Origin of the sequence: Streptomyces sp. 147326 (genome assembly GCF_045000215.1) — a bacterium.
In the GTDB taxonomy this organism is placed as follows: Bacteria; Actinomycetota; Actinomycetes; order Streptomycetales; family Streptomycetaceae; genus Streptomyces.
The window spans coordinates 1,347,583-1,370,986 of the sequence record NZ_CP134201.1 but is presented as its reverse complement, the minus strand read 5'-3'; the positions used below and the strand labels follow the sequence as shown (position 1 = coordinate 1,370,986).

Genomic DNA, 23,404 nt, shown 5'->3' with positions numbered 1-23,404 from the left:
TGGTGGCGGCTACAGTCCCGCGAAGGTCAGGGCGGTCGCGGTGACGGAGCGGGCGATCGTGGCCGCGTATTGCGTGTCATGGTCCTCATCGAGGAGGGTGTCGCCTGGCGTGTGGTACTGCCGGGTTCCGGTCCCGTCTTGTCGGCCGTCGGGACCGAAGAGGTCCTCGGATACGGCGATGGCCGCCCATCCCCGCTCGTGGAAACTCGCGTGGTCGCTCCGCCCCATGGCAGGGTCCCCAGGCCCGGTGAGCTGCTGGATCGCGAAGCCGGAGGCGAGGGCCGGGATCGTCCGCGCGACCAGGCCGCCGAGCGCGGTGGAGGCGGCCACGACCGGCCCGGGCACCTTGGACCCGGCATGGATCTCCACCGTGGGCGTGCTGCCGTTCTGCAATCCGGCGATCATGTCCATTTGGAAGACGCCCGCGATGCGGTCGTCCGCCGCCGCGGCGGCGCGCGCGTAGCGCTTGCTGCCGACGAGCCCCTGCTCCTCGGCGTTGAAGAGGACGAAGCGCACATGACGCGTCGGCGCCCTGCCGTCCGCGACGAGTGCGCGCAGACATTCCGCCGCGGCCATGACCGCCGCGGTCCCGCTCCCGTCGTCGTCCGCACCGGGCGCCGGGTCCACCGCGGGGTCGTAGGGGCGGGGCGCGCCGTTCGCGTCGACGAAGTGACCGCTCAGCGCCGTCGAATCCAGATGTGCCGTGATGAGAACGGCGGAATCGGCTCCCTCGACGCGATGCTCCGCTTCGACATTGAACAGTTGGCGTCCCCGCCACCTGAACGCATGCCGGCGGACCACCAGCCCCAGGTCCTGGAAGTGCCGGACCAGCGCGTCCACGACGAGCCCGTTGTCGGCACTCGCCGCGTCACGGCTGCGGATCTTCAGCGGCTGGCCCGGGACCAGCGGTTCGACGCCGGAGATGCGCGCCACGTGGGCGCGCAGCGCCTCGGGCGTCACGGCCGCGCGTACGGCCGCGATCGTCTCGGGGGAAGGGAGGCCGTTGCCCACCCCTTCGAACCCGTCGGGCAGGGCCTCGGCGAAGCCCTCGGTGTAACCCTCGGCCTGCGTCTCACCGGGGCGCGACAGGAGTGCCGGGTCCGGGAGAAGGCGCTCGGTGTGTCCGGGCTTGGCTCCCGGCGTGTGCACGTCCTCGATCGGGACACCGGCGGGCGCCGCGACGTAGACACCGCCGGGCGCCGGCCCGAGCGAGGCGATCGGCCGCAGGTACCCGGTCAGCTCGCCGGAGGCGAAGCCGAACGCGGCCGCGGCGCGCATCGCCCCTTCGGTCACCGTCCTGGACTCGTCCGAGGTGCCCGCGAAGGCCTCGGGCACCGAGACCGGGCGGTCGTCCCTGATCAGGAATGCCGCCGCGTCCTCCACCTGCCCCCGTACGTCGGTCGTGAACCCGCCCTCTTGGAGCGCTTCAACGCCGAGTGCGGTCGCCATGGCGAGCACGAGCCGAGGGGAGGCGACATGCACGGGAACGACCTCGGCGCCGTTCGCCACCGCCTCCAGCCCGGCCAGGCTCCGGCCCTCCGGCAGGTCGATCCTCGTCCAGAAGACGGGGCGGTTCTCGATGGCGGCCCGGGTGAACACGGGGTGGGCCGCGACGCGCATGCCCGCCGTGCGGGCGAACGCGCGCTCCTCGTGGTCCTCACCCACGAAGACGCAGTCGCTGGCCGCGCCGCCCGTGCTCGCGACCGCGTTGTCGAAGATCGCGCGGCTGGTCTTGGTGCCGAAGTGGATGAGGCGGTCGTCCGTGAACCGGTCGGGAAATGCCTCGTTGAGTGCTTCCGTGGCCCGTGCGACCGCATCCTGGCCGGTGCCCGGGTTGGAGATGATGCCCTTGCGTTCCCCTGCGAAAGCATCGAGAACCCGCAGAACACGGGGGCGAGGACGCAACCGGAAGGATCCGTCGGCCTCAAGACGGGCATCCGCCAACGTCGCCCCGATGTCGAAGAAGAGCACGGTCATCTCGGCGCCTCCGATGGTTGAACGGCGCACAGTTGAACGGCACACATGGGACGATGCCGGGTGTGAGGGAAGCCCTGCGACCGTCGTCCCTGCGCGGTGGCCCGCACCCGTGCACGCTGCTCTGAGGACCCCCCTTCATGGTCCGTCCGCTGCCGTGTTCCCGCACTACGAGAATCAGACCGGTTCAACCCGCCTTGAGGTGCTGTGCATCAAGGGTGGTGGCCTCGATCTCCCCGACGAGCCGGCCTTGCACCTGGCCGCACCTGACGACGCCCCGCAGTGGTGGCGCAACCCCCGCCGCTGCGGCCCGCGTTCCCTGCCGCTGTTCCTGCGCTGAGTCACGGCCGCAGTACCTCTATGTCGCCCCCGCGCGCCCGGATCCAGTCCTCCAGCTCGTGCCCGGCGAGGGTCGTCCGGGAGCCGTCCTCCGCGACGTGTTCCGCCTGCCCGAACACGGTCCCGGTCGGCCCCGCCACCAGGTGCTGTCGTCCCTCGCCACCTTGAAGGAGTTCTCCTGGAGCACCGCGCCGCTGAGGTCCGCCCCGCGCAGGTCGGTGTCCAGCAGCTCTGTGCCCAGGATGCTGGCGCCGCGGAAGCTGGCGCCGCGCGCGTCTGCCCCGTAGAGCGCCGCCCGGACGAGGTCGGCCCTGTCGAGGACGGTGCCGCGCAGGACGGCCTCGTCGAGGTCGACCCGGACGAAGCAGGCGCCGGTGGCGTCGGCCCCGGTGAGGTCGGCGCCCTGGAGGTGGGCACGGTAGAAGTCGGCCCCGACGGGTTGCCCATGGCCGTCGCTCCCTGTCACTGGACCGGCTCAATCCCACGCTATGCCGATGGGGCGAGGCCTCAACCCGGGCCGCCGGCCCCCGCCACAGGCGCATCCGCCGGTTCGGGAGGAGGAGCGGGGCAGAGGTGTGCCCGGACCTGCGGCAGGCGATCCCGGGCGCGCCGATGGTTACGCGGTGCATTTTATTGGCTACGTTGTGTGACGATTCATTCGTGCCCTACGTCGCCTGCGGGTCCCGCGACCCGCCGGGAGGTGCCGACATGCCCTCATCGTTCTCCGCCCCCGGATTCGCCGATGAGTTGACTCCCGGTGTCCTCGACCGCTGGAACCAGGTGGTCGAGGATGAGTTCAAACGTCTCGAACCCCTCTACGGAAGCCCGTACTTCACGCTCGAACCCGGCGATCCGGACGCCCAGCGGGTGGCCGTCACCTGGTTCGGGAACCCGGCGGAGCCGGAGTTCTGCTTCGACGAGACGACCGCCCGCAAGCTCTGCGACTGGGGCGTCCGCGGACGGCGCGCGCTCCACAACGAGTACTGCGAGTACGCGGTGGTCACTGCTCCCGACCGGCAGGGCAACCTGCGCCCCAAGAGGGTCCAGGTCACCACCGAACTGCCCGAGTATTACCAGGTGCTCGCCGAGGATGACCCGGACCTGCTGCGCGGCATCCTCACCGACACGCTCGGCGGTGAACCTCCCCGCTGGGAGGAGCTCTACGGTCCCGCGGTCGCCAACCCGAAACTGCTCAGCCCCACACAGCGCCGGGTGGCGTTCGCCCGCCAGATGACGGGCCACGGACTGCACCCCGACCTCCGGGAAGCCGATGTCCCGGCCGATCCCGTGGGCTCCCTCAACGCCGTCAACGCCCTCTTCATGGCCCACCCCATCAACGGGCTCGACGACCTCCTCTACATCGTGATGTTCGGCGCCAAGCCCTACGCGCGCCGCACCGCCACCGGCGCGCTGGAAGCGGCCGGACGCGACCAGATCTTCCGCCAGGACCCCCCTCTCGCCGCACTGGCCTGCCGCAACGCCGACCCGGCCGCCGCGATGACCGCGGCGGGCGCCGCCTTCGACGGGCGGACCGTGTCCTTCGCCGACCCCATCGGCATGTACATCCACGCGTTCACCTCCGAGGTCTTCCAGTTCGAGGGCGGGCCGGTCCCCGATCCGTGGATCCGGCTCAGCCGCGGCCGCCAAGGGCTCCATCAGCGGCTGGAGTTCGGCCCCGGGGACGCGGACCCGCACTTCCTCGACGACATCACCGTGGTCGAGGGCGAGTCGGAAGACCCGCTCACCGGCGGCTATCAGGTCGTACGCCACGTCCAGGTGGGCCCGCTCGTCGCGCTCGGCGCACCCAAGGACGTCCCGCCGGGCGACTTCGTGGTCCTGCCCGATCCGCCCGGCCCGATCCGCTGCCGCGACGCGGGCGTGTGCAGCGGCGTCGTACGGCCGCTGAAGGAGGCGTTCGAGGCCGCGGCCGGGCAGCCCGCCCCACCCGCCGCCCCCCGCGGCAGCCGATGAGTACCCTCCAGGACGGGCTCTACCACGCCCCCGGCCGCCGCCCGCCCGGGCACCTCGCGCTGGTGTTCCTGCGCGCCGACCCCGCGGCGGACTCCGACGCCGTGGACGGCGCGCTGCGCGAGGTGACCGGTCTGCTGCGCGACCTCGCCGAAGGGCGCGTCGGCGAGCTCCCCGGCCACCCGGTCCCGACCGGCGACCTGGAGTTCCTCCTCGGCTTCGGACCCAAGGCCTTCGACATCCCCGGCGCCCGCGTCACCTGCCCCGCCGCGCTCGGCCCGCGCTTTCGCTTCCGCTCCCCGCTGCCCACCGGCGGCGGCCCAGTACTCGTCGGCTCGGGCCTTCCGTACGCCTCGGACATCGTCCGCAACGACGCCACCGAGGAGTTCTGTCTCCAGTTCACCGCCGGGACCCAGCTCGCGGTGTCCCGCGCGATCGTGGAACTGTGGAAGCTCCTCGACGGCAGAAGGGACAGCCTCACCCGGATGGCGCCGCTGGAGATCGCGGGCATCCACACCGGCTTCCAGCGCGACGACCTGCGCAGCTGGATCGGCTTCCACGACGGAGTGTCCAACCTGGAGAGCAGCGACCGGGAAGGGGTCATCTCCATCGGCGACGCCGAGGCCGGCTCCGATACCTGGACCGTCGGCGGCACCTACCTCGTCTTCCTCAAGCTCGCCGTCGATCTCGACCAGTGGCACCATCTACCGCGTGCCCAACAGGAGTTGCTGGTAGGCCGGGACAAGCTCACCGGCGCCCCGCTCACCGGCACGGATCCCGAGGGGCTGCCCGTACCGGCCGCCGGCTGCCCGGTGGCCGGGACCACCGAGGTCACTCAGCCCGGCAACGAGGACTTCATCGAGCCGGGCCCAACCGACGACCCCGTGATGCTCGCCGCCCACGTCCGCCGGGCCAACCTGAGCGGCGACTCCGCCCCCGACCTGGCCGGCTCACTGCGGATGTTCCGCCAGGGCCACGAGTTCTTCGAAGCCGTCGCGGCCGCGCCCGGCTTCCGCGTCGGCCTGAACTTCATCAGCTTCCAGGACGGCCCCGACCGGGTACTGCGCGTCCTCACCCAGCGCGGCTGGCTGGGCGGCGTCAACTTCGGCGGGCAGCCCGACGCGGACGGCCCGGCAGGCCGGCTGCTGACCGTACGGGCCGGCGGCACCTACCTCGTCCCGCCGGTGCGGGACGCCGCTCCCTACCCGGGAGCCGAGGTCTTCGGGTGAACACACCCCCTCTCCCCGATGGAAACGGAGACGCACGGTGATCGAAAAGATGTGGCTCTACCCGCCGCTGGCCTTCGCCCGGCTGGGTCCGTCGCCCGACCCCTGCGAGAACTACCGCTACGGGCCCAACGACCTGAACCCCCGGGGCACCGGCAAGACCGTGGCCCTGCCCGCGCCCTCGCTCGTCGTCGCCGCCGACGGCACGCTGACAGAGCGCCTGCCCCAGGGCAACCGGGCCCGGTTCAAGGACGAGCACGGATTCCGGCCCATCTGCCCCTTCTTCGAAGTGCACGGCTCGTGGGTCATCGACGGGGTGCGCGGCGACGGCCCGATCACCACCGAGGTGCTGGACGCCTTCGGCCTCACCCCCGCCGACGTGCGGTGGAAGGTGGAGGTCGCCAACCTCAAGGCACACCATTGCACCCGCGCCGAGGACGACCGCATCGACGCCGCCGTGGAGGTCGCCGGGAACCAGCACCAGAAGAGGCCCCTGGAAGGACGCTCGCCCCAATCGGCGGCGCGGCCCCTGGTGCCCCCCGGACGGCACGTCCCGCTCGGCTCGGTCCAGATCCCGCAGCCGAGCGCCGCCTTCCCCGAACTGCGGCTGCGCTTCACCCCCGCCGCCGGACTCGTCTACGGCCCCACGAACCTGACGCAGCACACCACCCGGTATCCGCTCCCCGCCGAGCAGCTGTTCCTGTCCCCGGACTCCCGCTGGTGCGAGTTCAGGGAGACCAACGACGACGGCGACCCGCGGACCGCGCCGAGCGGCCTCTACGCCGGGGCGTCCGAAGAGGACGGCGGAACCAGCTTCGGGCTGGTGGACGACGTGTGCGACGGCCTGGTCACCGTCACCGTCGGCGAGCTCACCGCCCGGGCCCGCATCGTCGTCACCCCACCGGACTTCGCCCCCGACCGCAGGCCCTTCACCTCCCTGGCCGACGGGCTGACCGACCGGGTCAAGCGCGCCGAGGTCCGCGACCCCGCGTACGTCTCCGGGAACCAGCAGCTCACCGCGCTGGAGGTGCGCGACCTGTTCGAACGGGCCCTGGAGGCCATGGACTCCGTCAACGTGGACGCCCAGAACCAGCGCGCCACCGGCGAGAACATCCGCAACGCCCAAGGCGAGGGAAGTTCGATCGCCGAGGCGCGCGCCCGCACCTTCCCCGCGCCGGTGCCCCTGGCCGGGATCACCCTTGCGCTCACCGAACGCGGCCGGCGCAAGCACCGCCGCTTCTCGGCCCTGGAGGTCCTGGAGGATCTCATCCGCGAACAGCCCAACTTCATCGCACAGTTCGTCAGGCCACCGGCCTCCGAGGAGCGCTGGTACGACCGCCGCATGCCCGTGTCCGTCCGCGGATCCGACGCGTTCCCCATGCACCTGACGCGCCGCCAGTACGACCTGCTGGTGGCATGGGCCCGTTCCGTGCGTGCCAACGTGCAGGAGGGATCGTGAGCGTCCTCCTGCAGATCGGCCGCCGCCCTCCGGAGCCGGAGCGGGAGCCGGAGCTGGGCCCGGGCAGCGCTCCCTCCGGCCTCCCCGCCGAGACCAGGGTCTTCCGCAGCGCCCACGGAGCCCACCTGTTCGTGGCCGACGGAAGCCGGATCTACGACCTGCCCGAGGCGACCGCCGCCCGACTGGAGGCCTGGACGGCAGCCGCGGGCGCGGCGGGCCACGATCCGGCGGCGGACACCGCCCTCGCCGCCGAACTGGGGCTGCCACTGTGGGGCGGGGCGGGAGTCCCAGCCCCCCGCATCGACGGCACCCCCGCCGCGGTGCCCCCGCTCGCCTCCCTCTCGCTCAACGTGATGCAGGCCTGCAACCTGAGCTGCGGACACTGCTACGCGGACGAGGGCCGGTTTGGCGGCTCCGCCCGCGCCATGCCCCGCGCGACCGCGTTCGCCGCCGTGGACCGGCTCCTCGCCGAAGCCGCACCCGGAGCCGGAGTCGTCGTCGGCTTCATGGGAGGCGAACCGCTCCTCGCCCGCGAACTGGTCCACGAAGTGGTCGGTTACGCGACCCGGGCCGGCGCCGACACCGGGCACGCGGTCCGCTTCGCCCTCACCACCAACCTCACCACCGTCCGGCCCCAGGACGCCGAGCTGTTCGCCGCGCACCCGTTCACCGTGGCCGTCAGCCTCGACGGCGACCGCGCCGGCCACGACGCGCTGCGCAAGGCGCCCGGCGGGGGCAGCGCGTACGACCGGCTGCGCGCCGGGCTGGACGTGCTGAACGGGCACGGGCGGCCGCGCCACCTGTCGGCCCGGGTCAGCGTGACCCCGTACACCGGGCGGCTCAAAGACGTCCTGGAGCACGGGATCGGCCTCGGCTTCGACGAGGTCGGCTTCGCCGCGGTGGTCAGCGCCCCCGACCCGGCCTACGAGATCGGCGCGAGCGCCTTCGCCGGGTTCCTGGAGCAGATGACCGAATGCGGCGAGGCGGCGCTGGCCGCGCTCGCCGCGGGCCGGCCGTACCCCTTCGGCAACTTCCAGACCGCGATGTACGAACTCCACACCGGCGGTCACCGTCCCTACCCCTGCGGCGCCGGCGCCGGCTACCTCAGCGCCTCCGCCGAGGGCGGCCTGTACGCCTGCCACCGGCTCGTGGACGACCCCGCGTTCCGGATGGGCTCCGTCGCCGAGGGATCCGACCCGGCGGCGCGGGCCGAGCACCTCGCGGCCCGCCACGTGGACCGGGCGGAACCCTGCCGGTCCTGCTGGGCCCGCTACCTGTGCGGCGGCGGCTGCTACCACGAGGTCGCCCGGCGAGGCCGCCCCGGCTGCGACTACATCCGCGGCTGGCTGGCCTTCTGCCTGCGCGCGTACGTCGAACTCACCGAGAGCGCACCGGAGTTCTTCCGCCGGACGACTCCGTCCGACCTGCCCGGCGATCCTGCCGGACTGGCCCGCTGACCGTGCCTGTGAACCCACCCGGACGAAGGAGCCGACCGTGAACAACCCGATCCCCGGCAGCGTGGACCTCCCCGTACCCGAGGGGAAGGTCTTTCCCCGCAACCTCACCGCACGGGCCGATTACGCGGTCCCCGGAAACCCGTCCGGATCCCGCCCGGAAAGCGGGGTGGACAACTGCTTCCCCGGTCTGGAATTCGACCAGCGCAACCTGGAGAAGGCCTTCTTCCCCGGGCTGCTGTTCGACTTCCACCACGATCTGGGCTCGCGGCTGATCGGCGTCACCGAGGGCGCCCCGTCCGTGCTGGACCTCACCACCGCCGACCTGGGTGCGGGCGTCGCGGCCGACCCGTGGCGGCTCCACCTGTGGGCGGTGTGCGGGCGGACCAGCGTGGACCAGCCGGAGTCGCAGGCCCCCGTGTTCCACGCCACCGCCCGCGACGGGCTCGCTCTCTGGCGCCGCGTCCACGACCTGCTCCCCGGGCGGATCGCCATCCTGCTCGGACCCACCCCGGGCAGCCAGTCGCCGGGCGCGAACATCGTGCCCGACGGCCTCAACGCCTGGCGCATGCGGAACGACACCACCGTGCAACGCGATGCCGACGGGAGGGTGGAGGCGGCCGTCCTGATCGCCGACAGGGCCGCCTACCTGGACCCCGACGGAGTCATCGACCCCGATGTCTACCTGCCCGGGGACCTCACTCGCAGCCTGTGCGCCCCCTGGCAGTACGACTTCCGCGAATGCGGCTGCTACTACTGGGCCGCTTCCAAACCCGACATCTCGGCCAGCCCCGACGGCCGGTTCCACCCCCTCAACTTCCAGCGCTCGGACCGCACCCTGTTCCCGCCCAAGCTGGACACCCCGAACTACGGCGATCGGGAGGGCGACGAACTCGACCACCCCGCACTGATCACCAACTGGAACGTGCTGCCCGTCGTCCTCAACGGCCGCGAGGACGACGTCCTGGGCCCGGGCACCCCGTTCGACGTCGACGAGATGACCCCCGAGAAGGTGATCGAGGAACTGGAGCGGCTCGCCGACGTCGAGCACGCCCTGTGCCTGGAATACCTGTACGCGCACTACTCGCTGAACGCCCCGACCGTACTCGCCCCCGGGACGAACCCTGAGTCGCCCATCGCGCAGTTCCATGCGGCCGCGACCGAGGTGTTCTCGGTCGCGGTGGACGAGATGCGCCACCTGAGATGGGTCAACGAGGTGCTCGGTGTGCTCGGCAGGCCGCACAAGCTCGAACCGCCGCCCCTCGGTATGCTCATCCAGCCCGAGTCCGGGCAGGTCTTCGAGCTGAAGCGGCTCACGGCTGCGCAACTGGACTGGTTCATCAAGGTGGAGAGCACCAGCGCCGAGCTCAATCCGGGCGGCATCGACGGCATGTACATCCGTCTCCACCACACCATCGAGAAACGCCCCGACCTGTTCCCGCAGGCCGACCGGCTCTCCCACCTGATCAAACTCATCATCGACGAGGGCGTGGACCATTTCGAGCGGTTCAAAGCGGTCAAGGGGCACCTCGCGGAGTTCTCCGAGGACGAGTACCTGCGCATGCTCGACAAGACCCCGGACCCGCTGGACCAGCGGCTCCTGCAGCTCGCGGACCTCAACTACGCCCTGCTGCTCGGCACGATGAAGGAGACCCTGGCACTGGGGGACCGCGCCGGAGGCGTGCTGATCGAACACGCCCGGCGGGCCATGACCAACTTCCACGAGGTCAACCACCTCCTCGCCTCCCGCGGGGTCGCCCCCCGCTTCCAGACCCCCCAGCCCGGCGTCGTCACGGCGCTCGCCGACGGCCAGGCCACCCTCGCCGCCGCCCGGGCCGCCCGGCAGCTGCAAGGGAGCATCACCTCGCTCGACGGCGCCGACCTGCGCGGCATGATGACCCGCCACCGGGCCACCACGGAGGCCCTGATCGCCGACCTCATCCTGTGAGGATCCCGTGAGGCCCACCACCGTAGCGATCGCCGGATCCGGACTCGCCGAACTGACCTGCGCCTGGCTGCTCGCGGCGCGCGGCCACCGGGTCCGGCTCCGGCCCCGGCCGGCCGGCGGGCCGCGTCCGCTGCTGCTGGGTGACGACACCCTCGCGCTGTTCCACGCGCTGTGGGGCACCGAGGCGACGGACGGGCCGGCCGCCGACAGCCACCGCCTCACCCACCGGCATGCCCGCTGGACCCCCGATCGCGACACCGACCCGCCCCTGCCGCAGCCGGCGGCGGTCGTGGACGGCGCGCGGCTCGCCCGGCGGCTGCTGGCCCGCCTCGCGGACCGGTATCCGGACGCCGTGCCGGAAGAGCCGGACCCGGCGGGACCGCCCGACCGGCCAGCCCGCCCCGACGCGCCGGTCCCGCCCGACCCGCAAGTCCCGCCGGTACGGCACGACGCGCCCGTTCCGCCTGACGCGACCGTCCCGCAGTGGACCGTCACCGCCACCCCGCCCGGCCGGGACGACGCGTACCGGACGGCCGGGCGACGGCACCTGCTGGCCGGGGAGGCACCCTGCGCATCCGGGCAGGACGACACCACCGCCCGCCTGGAGCGCACCGACGACGCCTGGCTCCACCTGACCCCGCTCGGCAACGGCAACGCCCTGCTCCAGGCAATGGTCCCCGGCCCGGTCGAGCACCCGGCGCGACACCTCGGCCGCCTCCTCGCGCGCAGCCCCCTGGCAGCGCGACTTGCGCAGCCGCCCGCCACCGCCGTCGCCCTGCCCGCCGCGCCCCGCCTCCACCGCGCCCCGGCGACCCCGCCGGCCGGCCGGATCCCCGGCTTGCTCCTCGTCGGCGCGGGCGCCATCCGCTACGACCCCCTCAGCGGCACCGGTACCGCCCAGGCCCTGCGTACGGCCGTCCTGGCCGCCGCCGTGATCGACTCCGCCGCCGCAGGCACCCCGGCGGACCGGCTGTGCGCCCACTACACGGCCCGCCTGCGCACCGCGTTCCGCGACCACCTCGCCACCTGTGCCCGGCTCTACCCCCAGGCGTTCCCCACCCCCGCGTGGCAGCACGAGCTCGACGCCTGCCAGTCGGGGTGACGGCCGGGCGGGGGCCCGGCGCCCCCGCCCGAAACCGCGACGCGCCCGGGATTGCGGGCCCGTGGCCGAAATGGCCCAGGCGACGCCGACATGCGGCCGCCCGCGCCCCGTCAGCACGCTGGTCGCCGTGGGCGAAACCCTCGCCTGCCCGAATTCCACGGCGAGGGGCCCGGGCCTTGACCCCGGATGTTGTACACGTCTATGCGGCTTGGGCCAGGGTAGTTGCTGCCGGTTGGGCATCGTTCTCGTAGGCGATCGGGGACCGCTGGCCGAGGCGGGAGTGCCGGCGTCGGGTGTTGTATCGGGTCAGCCAGCGGAAGGCGTCGAGCCTGGCCTCGCGCTCGCTCGACCAGGCTTTCCGGCCTTTGAGTGTCTCCCTCTTGAAGGCGGCGTTGAAGCTTTCCGCGGCGGCGTTGTCCGCGCTTGACCCGATCGCGCCCATGCTCTGCCGGACCCCTGCTGACCTGCAGATTTCAGCGAAGGCTCTGCTCGTTCGCGGACGGCACTCGTGGTCGCGCACCGGCTGAGCACCGTCGCCGGCATGGACCGGCTCGTCGCCCTCGACGGCGGACGGATCATCGAGCAGGGCACGCACCAGGAACTGCTCGCCTCGGAGGGTGCCTACGCGAAGCTGTGGCAGCACCAGTCGGGCGGCTTCCTCGACGACACCCCCGCGCGGTCCGACCTGCACTGAGCCGCACTGACGTGCACCGACCCGCACTGACCTGCACTGACCTGCACTGAGCCACACGGATGAAAGCCCGGCCCCCGATTGCGGCACCGTACGGGCGCGCTGAGACTGGACCCGCGTGTGAAGGGTCAGGAACGGCGGACGACGGGATCCGGCATGTCTGATCGGCACGAGGCCCCGGGACGGCGCCGGGTGGTCCGGGCGGCGCTGACCGGTGCGGTGGCCGTGGCCGCCGGGCTGGGGGCCGGTGCCCGCGGGACCCCGGGCGCCGTCCGCGCCGCGGGAGCGGCGGCGTTGCGGCCCACCTCCCCCGAGACCGCGCTCGGCGCCCTGGTGGCGGGGAACGCGCGCTGGCGCACCTACCACGAGCGGCATCCCGACCAGACGCGGACGGTGCGGCGGACGCTGGTGGGCGGGCAGCACCCGTTCGCCGTCGTCCTCGGCTGCGTCGATTCCCGCGTCCCCCCGGAGCTGGTCTTCGACCAGGGCCTCGGCGACCTGCTGACCGTGCGGTCGGCGGGCGAGGTCCTGGACGAGGCGGTGCTGGGGAGCATCGCCTACGGGGTCCTCGAACTCGACATCCCGCTGATCGTGGTCCTCGGGCACCAGTCGTGCGGGGCCGTCGCCGCGGCCGTCCAGGCCCACGCGGGGGGACCCCCGCTCCCGGGCCACATGCAGTACCTCGTCGACCAGATCCACCCCGCGATCGATCGCAAACTCCGGGGAGCGGCCCGGATCGACGCCGCGATCACGGCGAACGTGCGCCTGGTGAGCGCGCGGCTGGGGGCCGAACCCGAGCTGGCGGCCAGGATCGCGGCCGGCAAGCTGGCCGTCGTCGGGGCCCGGTACGAGCTCACGAGCCTGCGGGTGCGCGGGATCCGCTGACCGGCCGCGCGCCGCCGTTCCGCATGCGAAACCCTGTTCGTCAGCGCCCGATTGACCGTGCCGCACGTCCGGGTGATTGTTTCCCGCCCGGGCCGCTTTCGGTGATCAAGCGGTGGGTCGGCAAGGAGAGTTGACCCATGATCACCGAGTCTTCCCCCACGCCCGACCCCGCGGACGACTCCGCCGCGACGGCGCCCGCCGCGCCCGCCCCCGCGTCCGGGCAGCGCCCCTCCCGCCGTACCGTCATCGCGGGCGCCGCCGCCGTCGCGGGCGCCGGCGCGCTCACCGTCGCCGCCGCCTCCGCCGGGACCCCGAAGGCCCCCTCCGGCTCCGCGCGCCCCGACTGGGACACCTGCCTGACCATCGCCCGGGCCATCCTCGTACGGGACGAGGACGACCAGCCGCTGGTGCCCCGTTACGCGGACATCCTCCTGAAGACCGGCCTGCCCCGGTCCCGCAGCCGCAAGAAGGTGCTGATCGTGGGCGCCGGGCCGGCCGGGCTCACCGCCGCCCACCTGCTGCGCGAGGCCGGCCACGAGGTCACCGTCATCGAGGCCAACGGCAACCGGGTGGGCGGCCGGATCAAGACCTTCCGCACCGGCGGCCACGAGAGGTCCGCCGCCGCCTTCGCGGACCCCAAGCAGTACGCCGAGGCCGGCGCCATGCGCATCCCCGACAGCCACCCGCTCGTCACCGGGCTGATCGACAGCCTCGGCCTGAAGCGCCGGCGCTTCCACCTGGTCGACGTCGACGGCTCCGGCCGCCCCGCCTACCGTACGTGGATCTTCGTCAACGGCATCCGCGTCCGCCGCGCCGACTACGCGCGCAGCCCGCAGGCCCTCAACCGCTCCTTCGGCGTCCCCGCGGCCTACGAGTCGCTGCCCGCCGCGCAGATCGTGCGCAACGCCTTCGCCCCCGTACGCAAGGAGATCGAGGGCAGGAAGGACAAGGCGCTCGTCGAGGGCTGGGCCCGCGTCGTCCAGCGCTACGGCCACATGTCCATGTACCGCTACCTGACCGAGGAGGCGAAGCTCGACGAGCGGACGATCGACCTGATCGGAACCGTCGAGAACCTCACCTCCCGGCTGCACCTCGCCTTCATCCACAGCTTCATCGGGGCCTCGCTGATCAGCCCGGACACCGCCTTCTTCGAACTGCCCGACGGCACCGCCACCTTGGCCGACGCGCTCTACGCCCGGGTCGAGGACGTCGTACGGCTCGACCGCCGTGCCACCCGGATCACGCACGGGGAGGGCAAGGTCACCGTCGACACGGTCTCCGAGGGCCGCGGCGGCGCCGTGCGGCGCGAGACCTTCACCGGCGACACCGCCATCATCACCGTCCCCTTCTCCGGACTGCGGCACATCCCGGTCGCCCCCGCCCTCTCCTACGGCAAGCGCCGCGCGATCACCGAACTCCACTACGACGCGGCCACCAAGGTGCTGCTGGAATTCAGCCGCCGCTGGTGGGAGTTCGACGAGGCCGACTGGAAGCGCGAACTGGAGGCCGTGAAGCCGGGCCTGTACCGGAACTACCAGGTCGGGCGGACCCCGGCCGATGGAATCCTGCTGGGCGCCCATCCCTCCGTACCCAAGGGCCACATCTCCGAAGCCCAGCGCGCGCACTACGCCGCCTGCCGCGCCGTCACCCGCGACCAGCCCGAGGCGGCCGGGGTCATCGGCGGCGGCTCGGCCACCGACAACCCCAACCGGTTCATGTTCCAGCCCTCCTACCCCGTCGAGGGCAGCCCGGGCGGGGTGGTGCTCGCCTCCTACAGCTGGTCGGACGACGCCCTGAAGTGGGACTCCCTGGACGACGCGGAGCGCTACCCGCGGGCGCTCGCCGGGGTCCAGGAGGTGTTCGGGCAGCGGATCGAGGTGTTCTACACCGGCGTCGGGCGCACCCAGTCCTGGATGCGCGACCCGTACGCGTACGGCGAGGCCTCCGTGCTGCTGCCCGGGCAGCACACCGAGCTCTTCCCCCACGTCCGCAAGGCCGAAGGGAACCTGCACTTCGCCGGCTGCCACACCTCGATCAAGCCTGCCTGGATCGAGGGAGCCCTGGAATCCGCGGTACGGACCGCCCTGGAGGTCCACACGGCGCCCTGAGCGCCCGTACGGCAGGACCTCCCTCGGGCCTCAGCTTTCGGCGAGCACGATCAGCCAGTCGTGCTCGCCGAAGCGGACCCGCTGCCGCTTGTCGGGATTGAGCCGGACCCCGAAGGCGGGCCCCGTGGCGGCCTGCGCGCGCAGCCGGTAGCCGACCGCGCATTCACCGCGGCGGCGCGCCGCCTCGACGAGGGTGGCGAACGGCACCTCGCGGCCGGTCCGGACGTAGTCCGCGGCCGGCTTCAGGTAGAGCTCGTTCCCCTCCGCCCTGAAGAGCTCCTCGAACACGTCGGCCAGATAGCGGCTCTCCGAGATCTGGGTCATGAGGAGACTGATGAGCCGGCCGCTGACGATGAAGTCGGCGCCGTCCCGGGCGGGGGCCAGCAGCCGGTTGCCGTCGTCCGACATCTCGGTGGTGAGCGCGAGTTCCCGCTGCGCGGCCTCCCCGATCGCCCGCAGGTGCAGCAGCGTCACCAGCGTACGGTCGTCCGTCTCGGTGTCGGTGTCGGTGCCGCCGGGGTCGGTGGCCGCCGCCGTCCCGGTCGCGGCCTCGCCGATGACGATCACGCTGTCGTACGAAGGCACGTCCAGCTTCGCCAGGACCTCGGGATCGGTGATGTCCCCGCCGTGGAAGGACACTTCGAGGCGGCTGCGCGCCCCGGCGACCTCGGAGGTGGTGTGCAGGGTCGTTTCGCCGCCGAGAGCCACCACGTCCAGGGTGGTACCGGGGCTCACGAACTGGTCGAGCTGATCCAGGACGAGCGGGGCGCGGCGGTTCCAGCCCAGGAGGAGCAGGCGTTCGGGCAGCGGGGTCCTCGGGCGGGCCGTCACGATCGCGTCCTCGTCGACCCAGGCGGCCGCGTCCTGCGGCACCGCGGTGTCGTCGTCCTCGGAGATGACGACGATCCGGTCGCTCGCGCCGATCGCCGTACCGGGATCCGGGTTGAGGAGGACCCGGCCGTCGGCGCGCACCAGACCGACCACCGAGGACGTGGTGAACGCCAGAAGGGCCTCGCCGAAGGTGCGTCCGGCGAGACCCCGAGCGGCGGCGGTGTAGAACTCGTCGCCTTCGAAGTCGAGCAACTCCTGGTAGACGAGGGAGAGTCCGGGCTGACGTGCGGTCTGTACGAGGAGCCGCGCGATGATGTCGTCGACGCACAGGACGTGCCCGCCGGGCCCGGCCGCCAGCCGGGCGGTGAGGTGGTTGCGGGTGTCACGGACGGCGGCGACCACCACCGCGTCACCGGGCCCGGGAACCGCCGCGTCGAGGGCGAGCAGGGTCTTCACCACATGGGCGTCGCCCGCTTCCCCGGCGGGAGGCAGGACGAGCACCGCCTTCGCGGTCTGCGGGCTCACCCGGGCCAGCACCGTGGGATCCGTGGTGCGGCCGCTGCGGCAGATGATCCTCGTCGTGCCAGTGCCGCTACCGGTACCCGTGGTGAAGGCGGAGATCTCGTCCTCCATCTCCACCTTGTCCTTCGGGGCGAGCACGGCGACGGCCGACCTGCGCTGGTTGGCGTTGGCGGCCACCAGTTCCCCGATCACGGGGAGGATCTGATCGGACCATCCGAGGACGACGGTGTGCCCCGCCTCCAGGACGGTGGAGTGGCCGCGGCGCAGTGACATGATCCGCCCGTTGATGCCGGTGGTGATCAGGCTGACCAGGGTGGAAACGAACAGCAGCGCGACCAGGGCGAGTGTCACCGAGGCCAGCACGTAGACGGGGGAGCCAACCGCGCCGCCGATCTTGAGCGTCTGCCCGGCGCTGACCCACACGGCGGTGAGCCGGCCGGAGAGGCTCGTCGGAGCGCCACGGTCGGCCCAGACGAGCACGGTGCTCGCCGGGATCACGACGGCGAGGCAGGCCAGGGCGAGCCAGCCGATGAGTGCGGTCGTGCCCCCTGCCACCAGATTGTCGAACCGGTACCGCAGGCGCAGGCGCAGGGACTTCGTGTGGTGCTGTGCCATGCGGACTCCCTCGTCTTCGCGCTGCTAACCCACAGGAGTGCTCCCGGTTACGGGTGAACCCCCCTCGGCATCGGAGCGGGCGGCCGGCGCCCGCTTAGGAAGGGGACCGCAGGGCCGCGATGACCTCGTCGGTGCTGCTGACCTTGCCGATGCGCGGGAAGATCTTGCCGAAGGTGTGGGCGTGCGAGTCGGGGTCCGTGTCGGCGGTGGCGTCCTCCGCGAAGACCAGGTCGTAGCTGAGTTCCCACGCCGTACGGGCGGTGGACTCGACTCCCGCGCTGGTGGAGATGCCGGCCAGGACCATGCGGTGGATGCCGCGGCGGCGCAGCTGGAGGTCGAGCTCGGTACCGGTGAAGGCGCCCCAGTGCCGCTTGGTGACGACCGCGTCGCCGAGGGCGGCGAGTTCCGCGGGGATCTCGGAGAACGCGGGCGGCGGGGCGGCGGCCGGACCGGGACGGTCCACGTTGGCGGTGGGCAGATCGCCGCCGTCGGGGGACCAGGCCACTTTGACCAGGACCACGGGCAGCCGGTGGGCGCGGAACGCCTCGGCGAGCGCGATGCCCTTCTTGAGGATCTCGGGGGCGGGCCTGGCGATGGGCATGCCCAGGATGCCCGTCTGGAGGTCGATGAGGACCAGGGCCGTGTCCTCGCCGAGGGTGAGGCGGTTCGGGTCGTCGGTCATGGGGCCTCCGTCGGGGCGACTGGACTGGACATGTCCGAAGATAAGGGACATTGCGTGGAACCTATGGGTTGGCTCCATGGTTCCGCCGCCGTGTTCACCACCCGCCCCGCGCCCCTAGGATAGGAACGTGAGTACGAATACAGGGGAATCCAGGCCGACCCTGACGGCGGAGCTGGCCGGGACGGAACTGCTGCGCTGGTACTGGACGCTGGCCGAACTGAGCGCGCTGGCACGTCGGATGGGCCTGTCCGCCGGGGGCGGCAAGGCCGCCGTCACGGCCCGGCTCGCCGCCGCGCTCGACGGTCTCCCCGTGCCCGCCGCCCCGGCGGCCCCCGCGCCCCGCCGCGCCGGGCACCGGCTCGCCGCTCCCGTCGACGGTTCGACCGTGATCCCGCAGGGGCAGCGGTGCAGCCAGGTGCTGCGGGAGTACTTCGTACGGGAGATCGGTCCCGCCTTCCATTTCGACGCGTTCATGCGGGAGTACGTCGCCCAGCACGCGGGGCACACCCTCGCCGAGGCCGTCGCCCACTGGCACGCCACCCGCGCGCAGGCGGCCGAACCCCGGGAGTTGGGCGCCCAGTTCGAGTTCAACCGTTTCCTGCGCGACTGGCATGCCCGGCACCCGGGCGGAGCCCGCTCCGGGGCCCTGGCCGCCTGGCAGACCCACCGGTCCCGCCCCCGCGACTGACGCGGACGGATCCCGAGGTCCCCGCAGGGCGTTCGGGCAGACGCCGGGAGCCTACGGGCGGCCGTAGTGCAGGAGCACGACGCCGTTGCCGAAAGTGTGGGTCTGTTCCAGGCGCAGGGGCACCGGGCCGCCGTCGACGGGCGGGAAGAGCGGTTTGCCGCGGCCGATCCGCACCGGGTGCACGAGGATCCGGTAGGCGTCCACCAGGTCGTGGCGCAGGAACGACGCGGCGAGGTCCGCCCCGCTCAGGACCAGGTCGCCGCCGGGGGCGGCCTTGAGCGCGGCGACCTCCGCCGGTACGACGTCCCGCACCACCGTGGTGTTCCAGCCGGCCTCCCGCAGGGTCCGCGAGTACACGTACTTGGGCATGGACCGCCAGATTCCGGCGAATTCGGCCTCGGGTCCGCTGCTCGCCGGGTCGGCGTCGGCCGTCGGCCAGTAGTCCGCCATCAGCTGGTGCGTGACGCGCCCGCTGAGGAACCCGCCCGCCGGACGGAGTGCGTCGTTGAGGTACTGGTGCAGCTCGTCGTCGACGACGTGCCAGTCGATCTGCCGTTCGGGACCCTCGATGTACCCGTCGAGGGACACCGACGACATGAGGATGATCTTCCGCATAGCTGCCGACCCTACGCCGCGGACATACTGATCGCTGTGAAGAGCGAAGACGACACCGCCGGCAACTCCGGCACCAGTGACAGCATGGTCCTGCTCCACGCCGAGGGCCGGACGGGCGTGGTCACCCTCAACCGCCCCAAGGCCCTCAATTCCCTCACCCACCCCATGGTGCTGCGGATCGACGAGGCGCTCGCCGCCTGGGCGGAGGACCCCGCCGTCCACCAGGTCCTGATCCGCGGGGCCGGGGAGCGCGGGCTGTGCGCGGGCGGGGACATCCGGGCCATTCACGACGACGCCAAGGCCGGCACCACCGCTTCGGCGGACTTCTGGCGCGACGAGTACCGGCTCAACGCCCGCATCGCCCGCTATCCCAAGCCGTACGTGGCCCTCATGGACGGCATCGTGATGGGCGGCGGCGTCGGCGTCTCGGCCCACGGCTCCGTCCGGATCGTCACCGAGCGCTCCCGCGTCGCCATGCCGGAGACCGGCATCGGCTTCGTCCCCGACGTCGGCGGGACCTGGCTGCTCGGCCGTGCCCCCGGCCGGCTCGGCACCCATCTCGCCCTCAACGGCTCCGCCGTGGGCCCCGCCGACGCACTGCTCTGCGGGCTCGCCGACCACTTCGTCCCCGCCGCCCGGCTGCCGGAACTGACCGCCGCGCTCGCCGGCGCCCCCGCCCACGAGGTGCTGCCGCGGTACGCCGCCACGCCCCCGCCCGGTGAACTCGCCGGTCGGCGGCCCTGGATCGACCACTGCTACGCGGCGGACACGGTCGAGGAGATCGTGGAGAGGCTGCTCGGCCAGGGGGAGCCGGCCGCCAAGGAGGCCGCCGAGACGATCCTGGCCAAGTCTCCGACCGCGCTGAAGGTCACCCTCGCCGCCATGCGCCGGGCCGCCGGCCTCGGCACGCTGGAGCGGGTGCTGGCCCAGGAGTTCCGGGTCTCCTGCAACGGGCTGGGCTCGCCCGACCTGGTGGAGGGCATCCGCGCCCAGGTCATCGACAAGGACCGGCGCCCGCGCTGGTCCCCGCCGGCCCTGGCCGAGGTCACCGGCGCGGACGTGGAGCGGTTCTTCGCCCCGCTCGGCGAGGGCCGCGAACTGCGCCTTCCGCAGGGGGACGTCAGCCGCGGCTGAGCCGGGCCTCCAGACCGTCCAGGACCCGCTGGAGTCCGTAGTCGAAGTTCTCCTCGCGCATCCGCGCCGGGTCCGTGCCGCGCTTCGCCGCGGCGTGGTCGCGCGTCAACGGGTGCTCCTCCAGGGCCTCCTGGGCCGCGGGCCGCAGCGACTCCAGCCACTCCGCCTCGCTCTTCCCGCTGCGGGCGAGGAGGGAGAGGTAGGAGGCCTCGCTGATGGTGGCGCCGATGACGTAGGAGATGACGGCCTTCATCGCGAGCTCCGCCTCGGCGGGCGGGAAGCCGCCCGCCTGTGCCAGCCGCAGCATCCGCTCCGACAGGCGCATCAGGTTCGGGCCCAGGTGGGCCAGTCCGACCTGGCCGAGGACGGAGGCCACCCAGGGGTGGCGCAGGACCATGTCGCGCAGGCTGTGACCGCTGCGCGCGAGGGCCTCGCGCCACTCTGCGGGGTCGCTGATCTCCGGCACCTCCAGCTCGCCGTAGACCTCGTCCACGACCAGCTCGATGAGCTCGTCCTTGTTGGCCACGTGCCGGTACAGGGAGGTGGCCGCCGCGCCCATCCCGGTGCCGAGCTTGCGCATGCTCAGCGCCTCGATGCCCTCGGCGTCGAGCAGTCGCACGGCCGCCGCGACGATCTGGTCCCGGCTGAGCGCCGGCTGCTGCTCCTTGCGGCGCGGGCGGGTCCAGACGGAGGGGACCGGGGAGGCGGTGGAGGCGCCGGGACTCTGCTGCTTCTCATCGGCTGGCATGCCACCACCCTAGCGCACGTGCGAACGCCGTACGCGTGACGCGTACGGCGTTCTCGGCGCCTGCCTGGTCCTACCCGGGGACGGAGACGTACTCCCGCAGGTGGCGGGCGGTCAAGGTGTCCGCCTCGGCCACCAGTGTCGCCGGAGTGCCCTCGAAGACGACCTCGCCGCCGGCGTGCCCGCCGCCCGGCCCGATGTCGATCAGCCAGTCGGCGTGCGCCATCACCGCCTGGTGGTGCTCGATGACGATCACCGAGTTCCCGTCGTCGACGAGCCGGTCCAGCAGGGCGAGCAGCTTGTCGACATCGGCCATGTGCAGACCGGTCGTCGGCTCGTCCAGGATGTACGTCGAGGCCTTCTCCGCCATGTTGATGGCGAGCTTGAGCCGCTGCCGCTCGCCGCCCGACAGGGTGTTGAGCGGCTGGCCGAGCCGCAGGTACGACAGGCCGACGTCGGCCAGCCGTCCCAGGATCGCCCGCGCCTGGCCGCCGGGGAAGAAGGCGTGCGCCTCTGCGACCGGCATGTTCAGCACCTCGCTGATGTTCTTGCCGCGGAGCTCGTACGTCAGCACCTCAGGGGTGAACCGCCTGCCCTCGCACTCCTCGCAGACCGAGGCCACCCCGGCCATCATCGCCAGGTCCGTGTAGACCAGCCCGAGGCCGTTGCACTTCGGGCAGGCGCCCTCCGAATTCGCGCTGAACAGCGCCGGCTTGACCCCGTTGGCCTTGGCGAAGGCGGTCCGGATCGGGTTCAGCAGTCCGGTGTACGTGGCCGGGTTGGACCGGCGCGAGCCGCGGATCGCCGACTGGTCGGCCACCACCACCCCGTCCCGTCCGGCCAGGTAGCCGTGGATCAGCGAGCTCTTCCCGGATCCCGCGACCCCCGTCACCACCGCCAGCACCCCGAGCGGCACCTCCACGCTGACGTCCTTCAGGTTGTGCAGGTCAGCCCCCTTGACCGACAGGTGCCCGCGCGGGGTGCGCACCGATTCCCGCAGCCGCGCCCGGTGTCCGAGGTGGCGGCCGGTGAGCGTGCCGGAGGTGCGCAGTCCGGCCACGTCCCCGCTGTAGCAGAGCTGCCCGCCGGCCGTGCCCGCGCCGGGACCGAGATCGACGACGTGGTCGGCGATCGCGATGACCTCGGGCTTGTGCTCCACGACGAGCACGGTGTTGCCCTTGTCGCGCAGCCGCAGCAGCAGGTCGTTCATGCGCCGGATGTCGTGCGGGTGCAGTCCGGTGGTCGGCTCGTCGAAGACGTACGTGATGTCCGTGAGCGAGGACCCCAGGTGGCGCACCATCTTGACGCGCTGGGCCTCGCCGCCGGAGAGCGTGCCGGAGGGGCGGTCCAGGCTGAGGTACCCCAGGCCGATCTCGACGAGGGAGTCGAGCAGGTCCCCCAGGCCGGCGAGCAGCGGGGCCACGCCCGGGTCGTCGATCCGGCGGACGAACGCGGCGAGCTCACTGATCTGCATGGACGCGCAGTCGGCGATGTTCACCCCGTCGATGCGGGAGGAGAGCGCGGCCGCGGAGAGCCGGGTGCCGCCGCAGTCCGGACAGTCGGCGAAGACGACCGCGCGGTCCACGAAGGCCCGGATGTGAGGCTGCATCGACTCGCGGTCCTTGGACAGGTACGTCCGGGTGATCTTGGTGATCAGGCCCTCGTAGGTGAAGTTGTTGGGGCCCACCTTCACCTTCACCGGCTCCTTGTGTAGGAAGTCGGCCCACTCCCGCTCGGAGAAGTCCTTCAGCTTCGTCCCGGAGGAGTAGAAGCCGGAGTTGGCCATGACCTGCCAGTACCAGGAGTCCACGGCGTAGCCCGGGACGGTGATCGCGCCCTCGTCGAGGGAGAGTTCCCGGTCGACCAGCTGGTCCACGTCGATGTCGGAGACCTGGCCGACGCCCTCGCAGCGCGGGCACATGCCCTCGGGGGTGTTGAAGCTGAAGGCGCTCGACGTGCCGATGTGGGGCGAGCCGAGGCGGGAGAAGACGATCCGCAGCATGGTGTAGGCGTCGGTAACGGTGCCCACGGTGGAGCGGGAGTTCGCGCCCATCCGCTCCTGGTCGACGACGATGGCGGCGCTCAGGTTGTGCAGGCCGTCCACGTCCGGCCGGCCCAGGCTCGGCATGAAGGACTGGATGAAGGCGGTGTACGTCTCGTTGATCATCCGCTGCGACTCGGCGGCGATGGTGCCGAACACGAGCGAGGACTTCCCGGAGCCGGAGACGCCGGTGAAGACGGTGAGGCGGCGCTTGGGGATGTCGAGCGATATGTCCGCCAGGTTGTTCTCCCGCGCTCCGCGGACCTGGATGACCTGGTGACTGTCGGCGGCGTTCTGCACGGAACTCCTCGAGTGGCGGCGTCACGAGCTTACTTTCTACACTGTACTTTATACGCTGTAGAGAGTTCGTGCCCGAG

18 protein-coding genes and 2 pseudogenes are annotated in these 23,404 nt (G+C 72.3%); 12 read left to right on the top strand and 8 right to left on the bottom strand.

The window, feature by feature from the left end; translation table 11 throughout:
• Window positions 1–9: 9 nt before the first annotated feature.
• Window positions 10–2,007 (bottom strand): M20/M25/M40 family metallo-hydrolase, encoded by a 1,998-nt coding sequence (locus RIU97_RS06295; protein WP_404953980.1) that lies wholly within the window; start codon window positions 2,005–2,007, stop codon window positions 10–12.
• A gap of 124 nt (window positions 2,008–2,131) precedes the next feature.
• Between RIU97_RS06295 and RIU97_RS06290 the strand changes: the two genes are divergently transcribed.
• Window positions 2,132–2,314: a hypothetical protein gene (locus RIU97_RS06290; protein ID WP_361756387.1), complete on the top strand. Its 183-nt coding sequence runs from the start codon at window positions 2,132–2,134 to the stop codon at window positions 2,312–2,314.
• Between the two features lie 18 nt (window positions 2,315–2,332).
• Here RIU97_RS06290 and RIU97_RS06285 read toward each other — a convergent pair whose 3' ends face one another.
• Window positions 2,333–2,779, bottom strand: coding sequence for a pentapeptide repeat-containing protein (locus tag RIU97_RS06285; RefSeq protein ID WP_404953977.1), 447 nt, complete (start codon window positions 2,777–2,779; stop codon window positions 2,333–2,335).
• Window positions 2,780–3,021: 242 nt separating this feature from the next.
• On the opposite strand from RIU97_RS06285, the gene RIU97_RS06280 reads away from it, so the two are divergent.
• The 6 genes from RIU97_RS06280 to RIU97_RS06255 are packed head-to-tail and all read left to right on the top strand — an operon-like array spanning window position 3,022 to window position 11,470.
• Window positions 3,022–4,284: a hypothetical protein gene (locus RIU97_RS06280; RefSeq protein WP_404953975.1), complete on the top strand. Its 1,263-nt coding sequence runs from the start codon at window positions 3,022–3,024 to the stop codon at window positions 4,282–4,284.
• On the top strand, window positions 4,281–5,510 hold the full coding sequence (locus tag RIU97_RS06275) for a Dyp-type peroxidase (RefSeq protein ID WP_404953973.1): 1,230 nt from the start codon (window positions 4,281–4,283) through the stop codon (window positions 5,508–5,510). Before RIU97_RS06280 ends, RIU97_RS06275 begins: the two co-directional genes overlap by 4 nt.
• Before the next feature lie 37 nt (window positions 5,511–5,547).
• On the top strand, window positions 5,548–6,966 hold the full coding sequence (locus tag RIU97_RS06270; protein WP_404953971.1) for a hypothetical protein: 1,419 nt from the start codon (window positions 5,548–5,550) through the stop codon (window positions 6,964–6,966).
• Window positions 6,963–8,423: a radical SAM protein gene (locus tag RIU97_RS06265; RefSeq protein WP_404953969.1), complete on the top strand. Its 1,461-nt coding sequence runs from the start codon at window positions 6,963–6,965 to the stop codon at window positions 8,421–8,423. The genes RIU97_RS06270 and RIU97_RS06265 overlap by 4 nt, the downstream gene beginning before the upstream one ends.
• 37 nt (window positions 8,424–8,460) lie before the next feature.
• Window positions 8,461–10,368, top strand: coding sequence for a ferritin-like domain-containing protein (locus RIU97_RS06260; RefSeq protein ID WP_404953967.1), 1,908 nt, complete (start codon window positions 8,461–8,463; stop codon window positions 10,366–10,368).
• A gap of 7 nt (window positions 10,369–10,375) precedes the next feature.
• The gene (locus RIU97_RS06255) at window positions 10,376–11,470 is read left to right on the top strand and encodes an NAD(P)-binding protein (protein WP_404953965.1); all 1,095 of its coding nucleotides are present in this window, start codon (window positions 10,376–10,378) and stop codon (window positions 11,468–11,470) included.
• A 199-nt stretch (window positions 11,471–11,669) separates the two neighbouring features.
• Here RIU97_RS06255 and RIU97_RS06250 read toward each other — a convergent pair.
• A pseudogene (locus RIU97_RS06250) lies at window positions 11,670–12,014 on the bottom strand (integrase core domain-containing protein); the annotation flags it as partial.
• On the opposite strand from RIU97_RS06250, the pseudogene RIU97_RS06245 reads away from it, so the two are divergent.
• The 3 genes and pseudogenes from RIU97_RS06245 to RIU97_RS06235 all read left to right on the top strand — a co-directional run.
• Window positions 11,967–12,164, top strand: a pseudogene (locus RIU97_RS06245) (ABC transporter ATP-binding protein); the annotation flags it as partial. The pseudogenes RIU97_RS06250 and RIU97_RS06245 sit on opposite strands and share 48 nt — an antisense overlap.
• 153 nt (window positions 12,165–12,317) lie before the next feature.
• Complete coding sequence (locus tag RIU97_RS06240) at window positions 12,318–13,046, top strand: carbonic anhydrase (protein WP_404953963.1); 729 nt, start codon at window positions 12,318–12,320, stop codon at window positions 13,044–13,046.
• A 137-nt stretch (window positions 13,047–13,183) separates the two neighbouring features.
• Complete coding sequence (locus RIU97_RS06235; RefSeq protein WP_404953961.1) at window positions 13,184–15,154, top strand: flavin monoamine oxidase family protein; 1,971 nt, start codon at window positions 13,184–13,186, stop codon at window positions 15,152–15,154.
• A gap of 30 nt (window positions 15,155–15,184) precedes the next feature.
• Here RIU97_RS06235 and RIU97_RS06230 read toward each other — a convergent pair whose 3' ends face one another.
• Both RIU97_RS06230 and RIU97_RS06225 read right to left on the bottom strand, forming a co-directional pair.
• Window positions 15,185–17,122, bottom strand: coding sequence for a CASTOR/POLLUX-related putative ion channel (locus tag RIU97_RS06230; RefSeq protein WP_404953959.1), 1,938 nt, complete (start codon window positions 17,120–17,122; stop codon window positions 15,185–15,187).
• Window positions 17,123–17,216: 94 nt separating this feature from the next.
• Window positions 17,217–17,804, bottom strand: a complete 588-nt coding sequence (locus tag RIU97_RS06225; protein ID WP_404953957.1) for an isochorismatase family protein — start codon at window positions 17,802–17,804, stop codon at window positions 17,217–17,219.
• 127 nt (window positions 17,805–17,931) lie between these two features.
• On the opposite strand from RIU97_RS06225, the gene RIU97_RS06220 reads away from it, so the two are divergent.
• Window positions 17,932–18,492: a DUF6434 domain-containing protein gene (locus RIU97_RS06220; RefSeq protein ID WP_404953955.1), complete on the top strand. Its 561-nt coding sequence runs from the start codon at window positions 17,932–17,934 to the stop codon at window positions 18,490–18,492.
• A 51-nt stretch (window positions 18,493–18,543) separates the two neighbouring features.
• Here the strand turns inward: RIU97_RS06220 and RIU97_RS06215 are convergent, their stop codons facing one another.
• The gene (locus RIU97_RS06215) at window positions 18,544–19,107 is read right to left on the bottom strand and encodes a dihydrofolate reductase family protein (RefSeq protein WP_404953953.1); all 564 of its coding nucleotides are present in this window, start codon (window positions 19,105–19,107) and stop codon (window positions 18,544–18,546) included.
• An 84-nt stretch (window positions 19,108–19,191) separates the two neighbouring features.
• Between RIU97_RS06215 and RIU97_RS06210 the strand changes: the two genes are divergently transcribed.
• Window positions 19,192–20,241: an enoyl-CoA hydratase/isomerase family protein gene (locus tag RIU97_RS06210; RefSeq protein WP_404962773.1), complete on the top strand. Its 1,050-nt coding sequence runs from the start codon at window positions 19,192–19,194 to the stop codon at window positions 20,239–20,241.
• On the opposite strand, the gene RIU97_RS06205 is transcribed toward RIU97_RS06210, so the two are convergent.
• Together RIU97_RS06205 and RIU97_RS06200 are read right to left on the bottom strand one after the other, a co-directional pair.
• The gene (locus RIU97_RS06205) at window positions 20,228–20,989 is read right to left on the bottom strand and encodes a TetR/AcrR family transcriptional regulator (RefSeq protein WP_404953951.1); all 762 of its coding nucleotides are present in this window, start codon (window positions 20,987–20,989) and stop codon (window positions 20,228–20,230) included. The genes RIU97_RS06210 and RIU97_RS06205 overlap by 14 nt on opposite strands.
• 70 nt (window positions 20,990–21,059) lie before the next feature.
• On the bottom strand, window positions 21,060–23,327 hold the full coding sequence (locus RIU97_RS06200) for an ATP-binding cassette domain-containing protein (RefSeq protein ID WP_404953949.1): 2,268 nt from the start codon (window positions 23,325–23,327) through the stop codon (window positions 21,060–21,062).
• Window positions 23,328–23,404: the final 77 nt, after the last annotated feature.

Excerpts from the sequence above, each read along its gene's own strand:
- RIU97_RS06225 (WP_404953957.1), bottom strand. The coding sequence starts at position 17,804 with ATGACCGACGACCCGAACCGCCTCACCCTCGGCGAGGACACGGCCCTG.
- RIU97_RS06240 (WP_404953963.1), top strand. The coding sequence starts at position 12,318 with ATGTCTGATCGGCACGAGGCCCCGGGACGGCGCCGGGTGGTCCGGGCG.
- RIU97_RS06235 (WP_404953961.1), top strand. The coding sequence starts at position 13,184 with ATGATCACCGAGTCTTCCCCCACGCCCGACCCCGCGGACGACTCCGCC.
- RIU97_RS06280 (WP_404953975.1), top strand. The coding sequence starts at position 3,022 with ATGCCCTCATCGTTCTCCGCCCCCGGATTCGCCGATGAGTTGACTCCC.
- RIU97_RS06210 (WP_404962773.1), top strand. The coding sequence starts at position 19,192 with ATGGTCCTGCTCCACGCCGAGGGCCGGACGGGCGTGGTCACCCTCAAC.
- RIU97_RS06275 (WP_404953973.1), top strand. The coding sequence starts at position 4,281 with ATGAGTACCCTCCAGGACGGGCTCTACCACGCCCCCGGCCGCCGCCCG.
- RIU97_RS06205 (WP_404953951.1), bottom strand. The coding sequence starts at position 20,989 with ATGCCAGCCGATGAGAAGCAGCAGAGTCCCGGCGCCTCCACCGCCTCC.
- RIU97_RS06215 (WP_404953953.1), bottom strand. The coding sequence starts at position 19,107 with ATGCGGAAGATCATCCTCATGTCGTCGGTGTCCCTCGACGGGTACATC.
- RIU97_RS06230 (WP_404953959.1), bottom strand. The coding sequence starts at position 17,122 with ATGGCACAGCACCACACGAAGTCCCTGCGCCTGCGCCTGCGGTACCGG.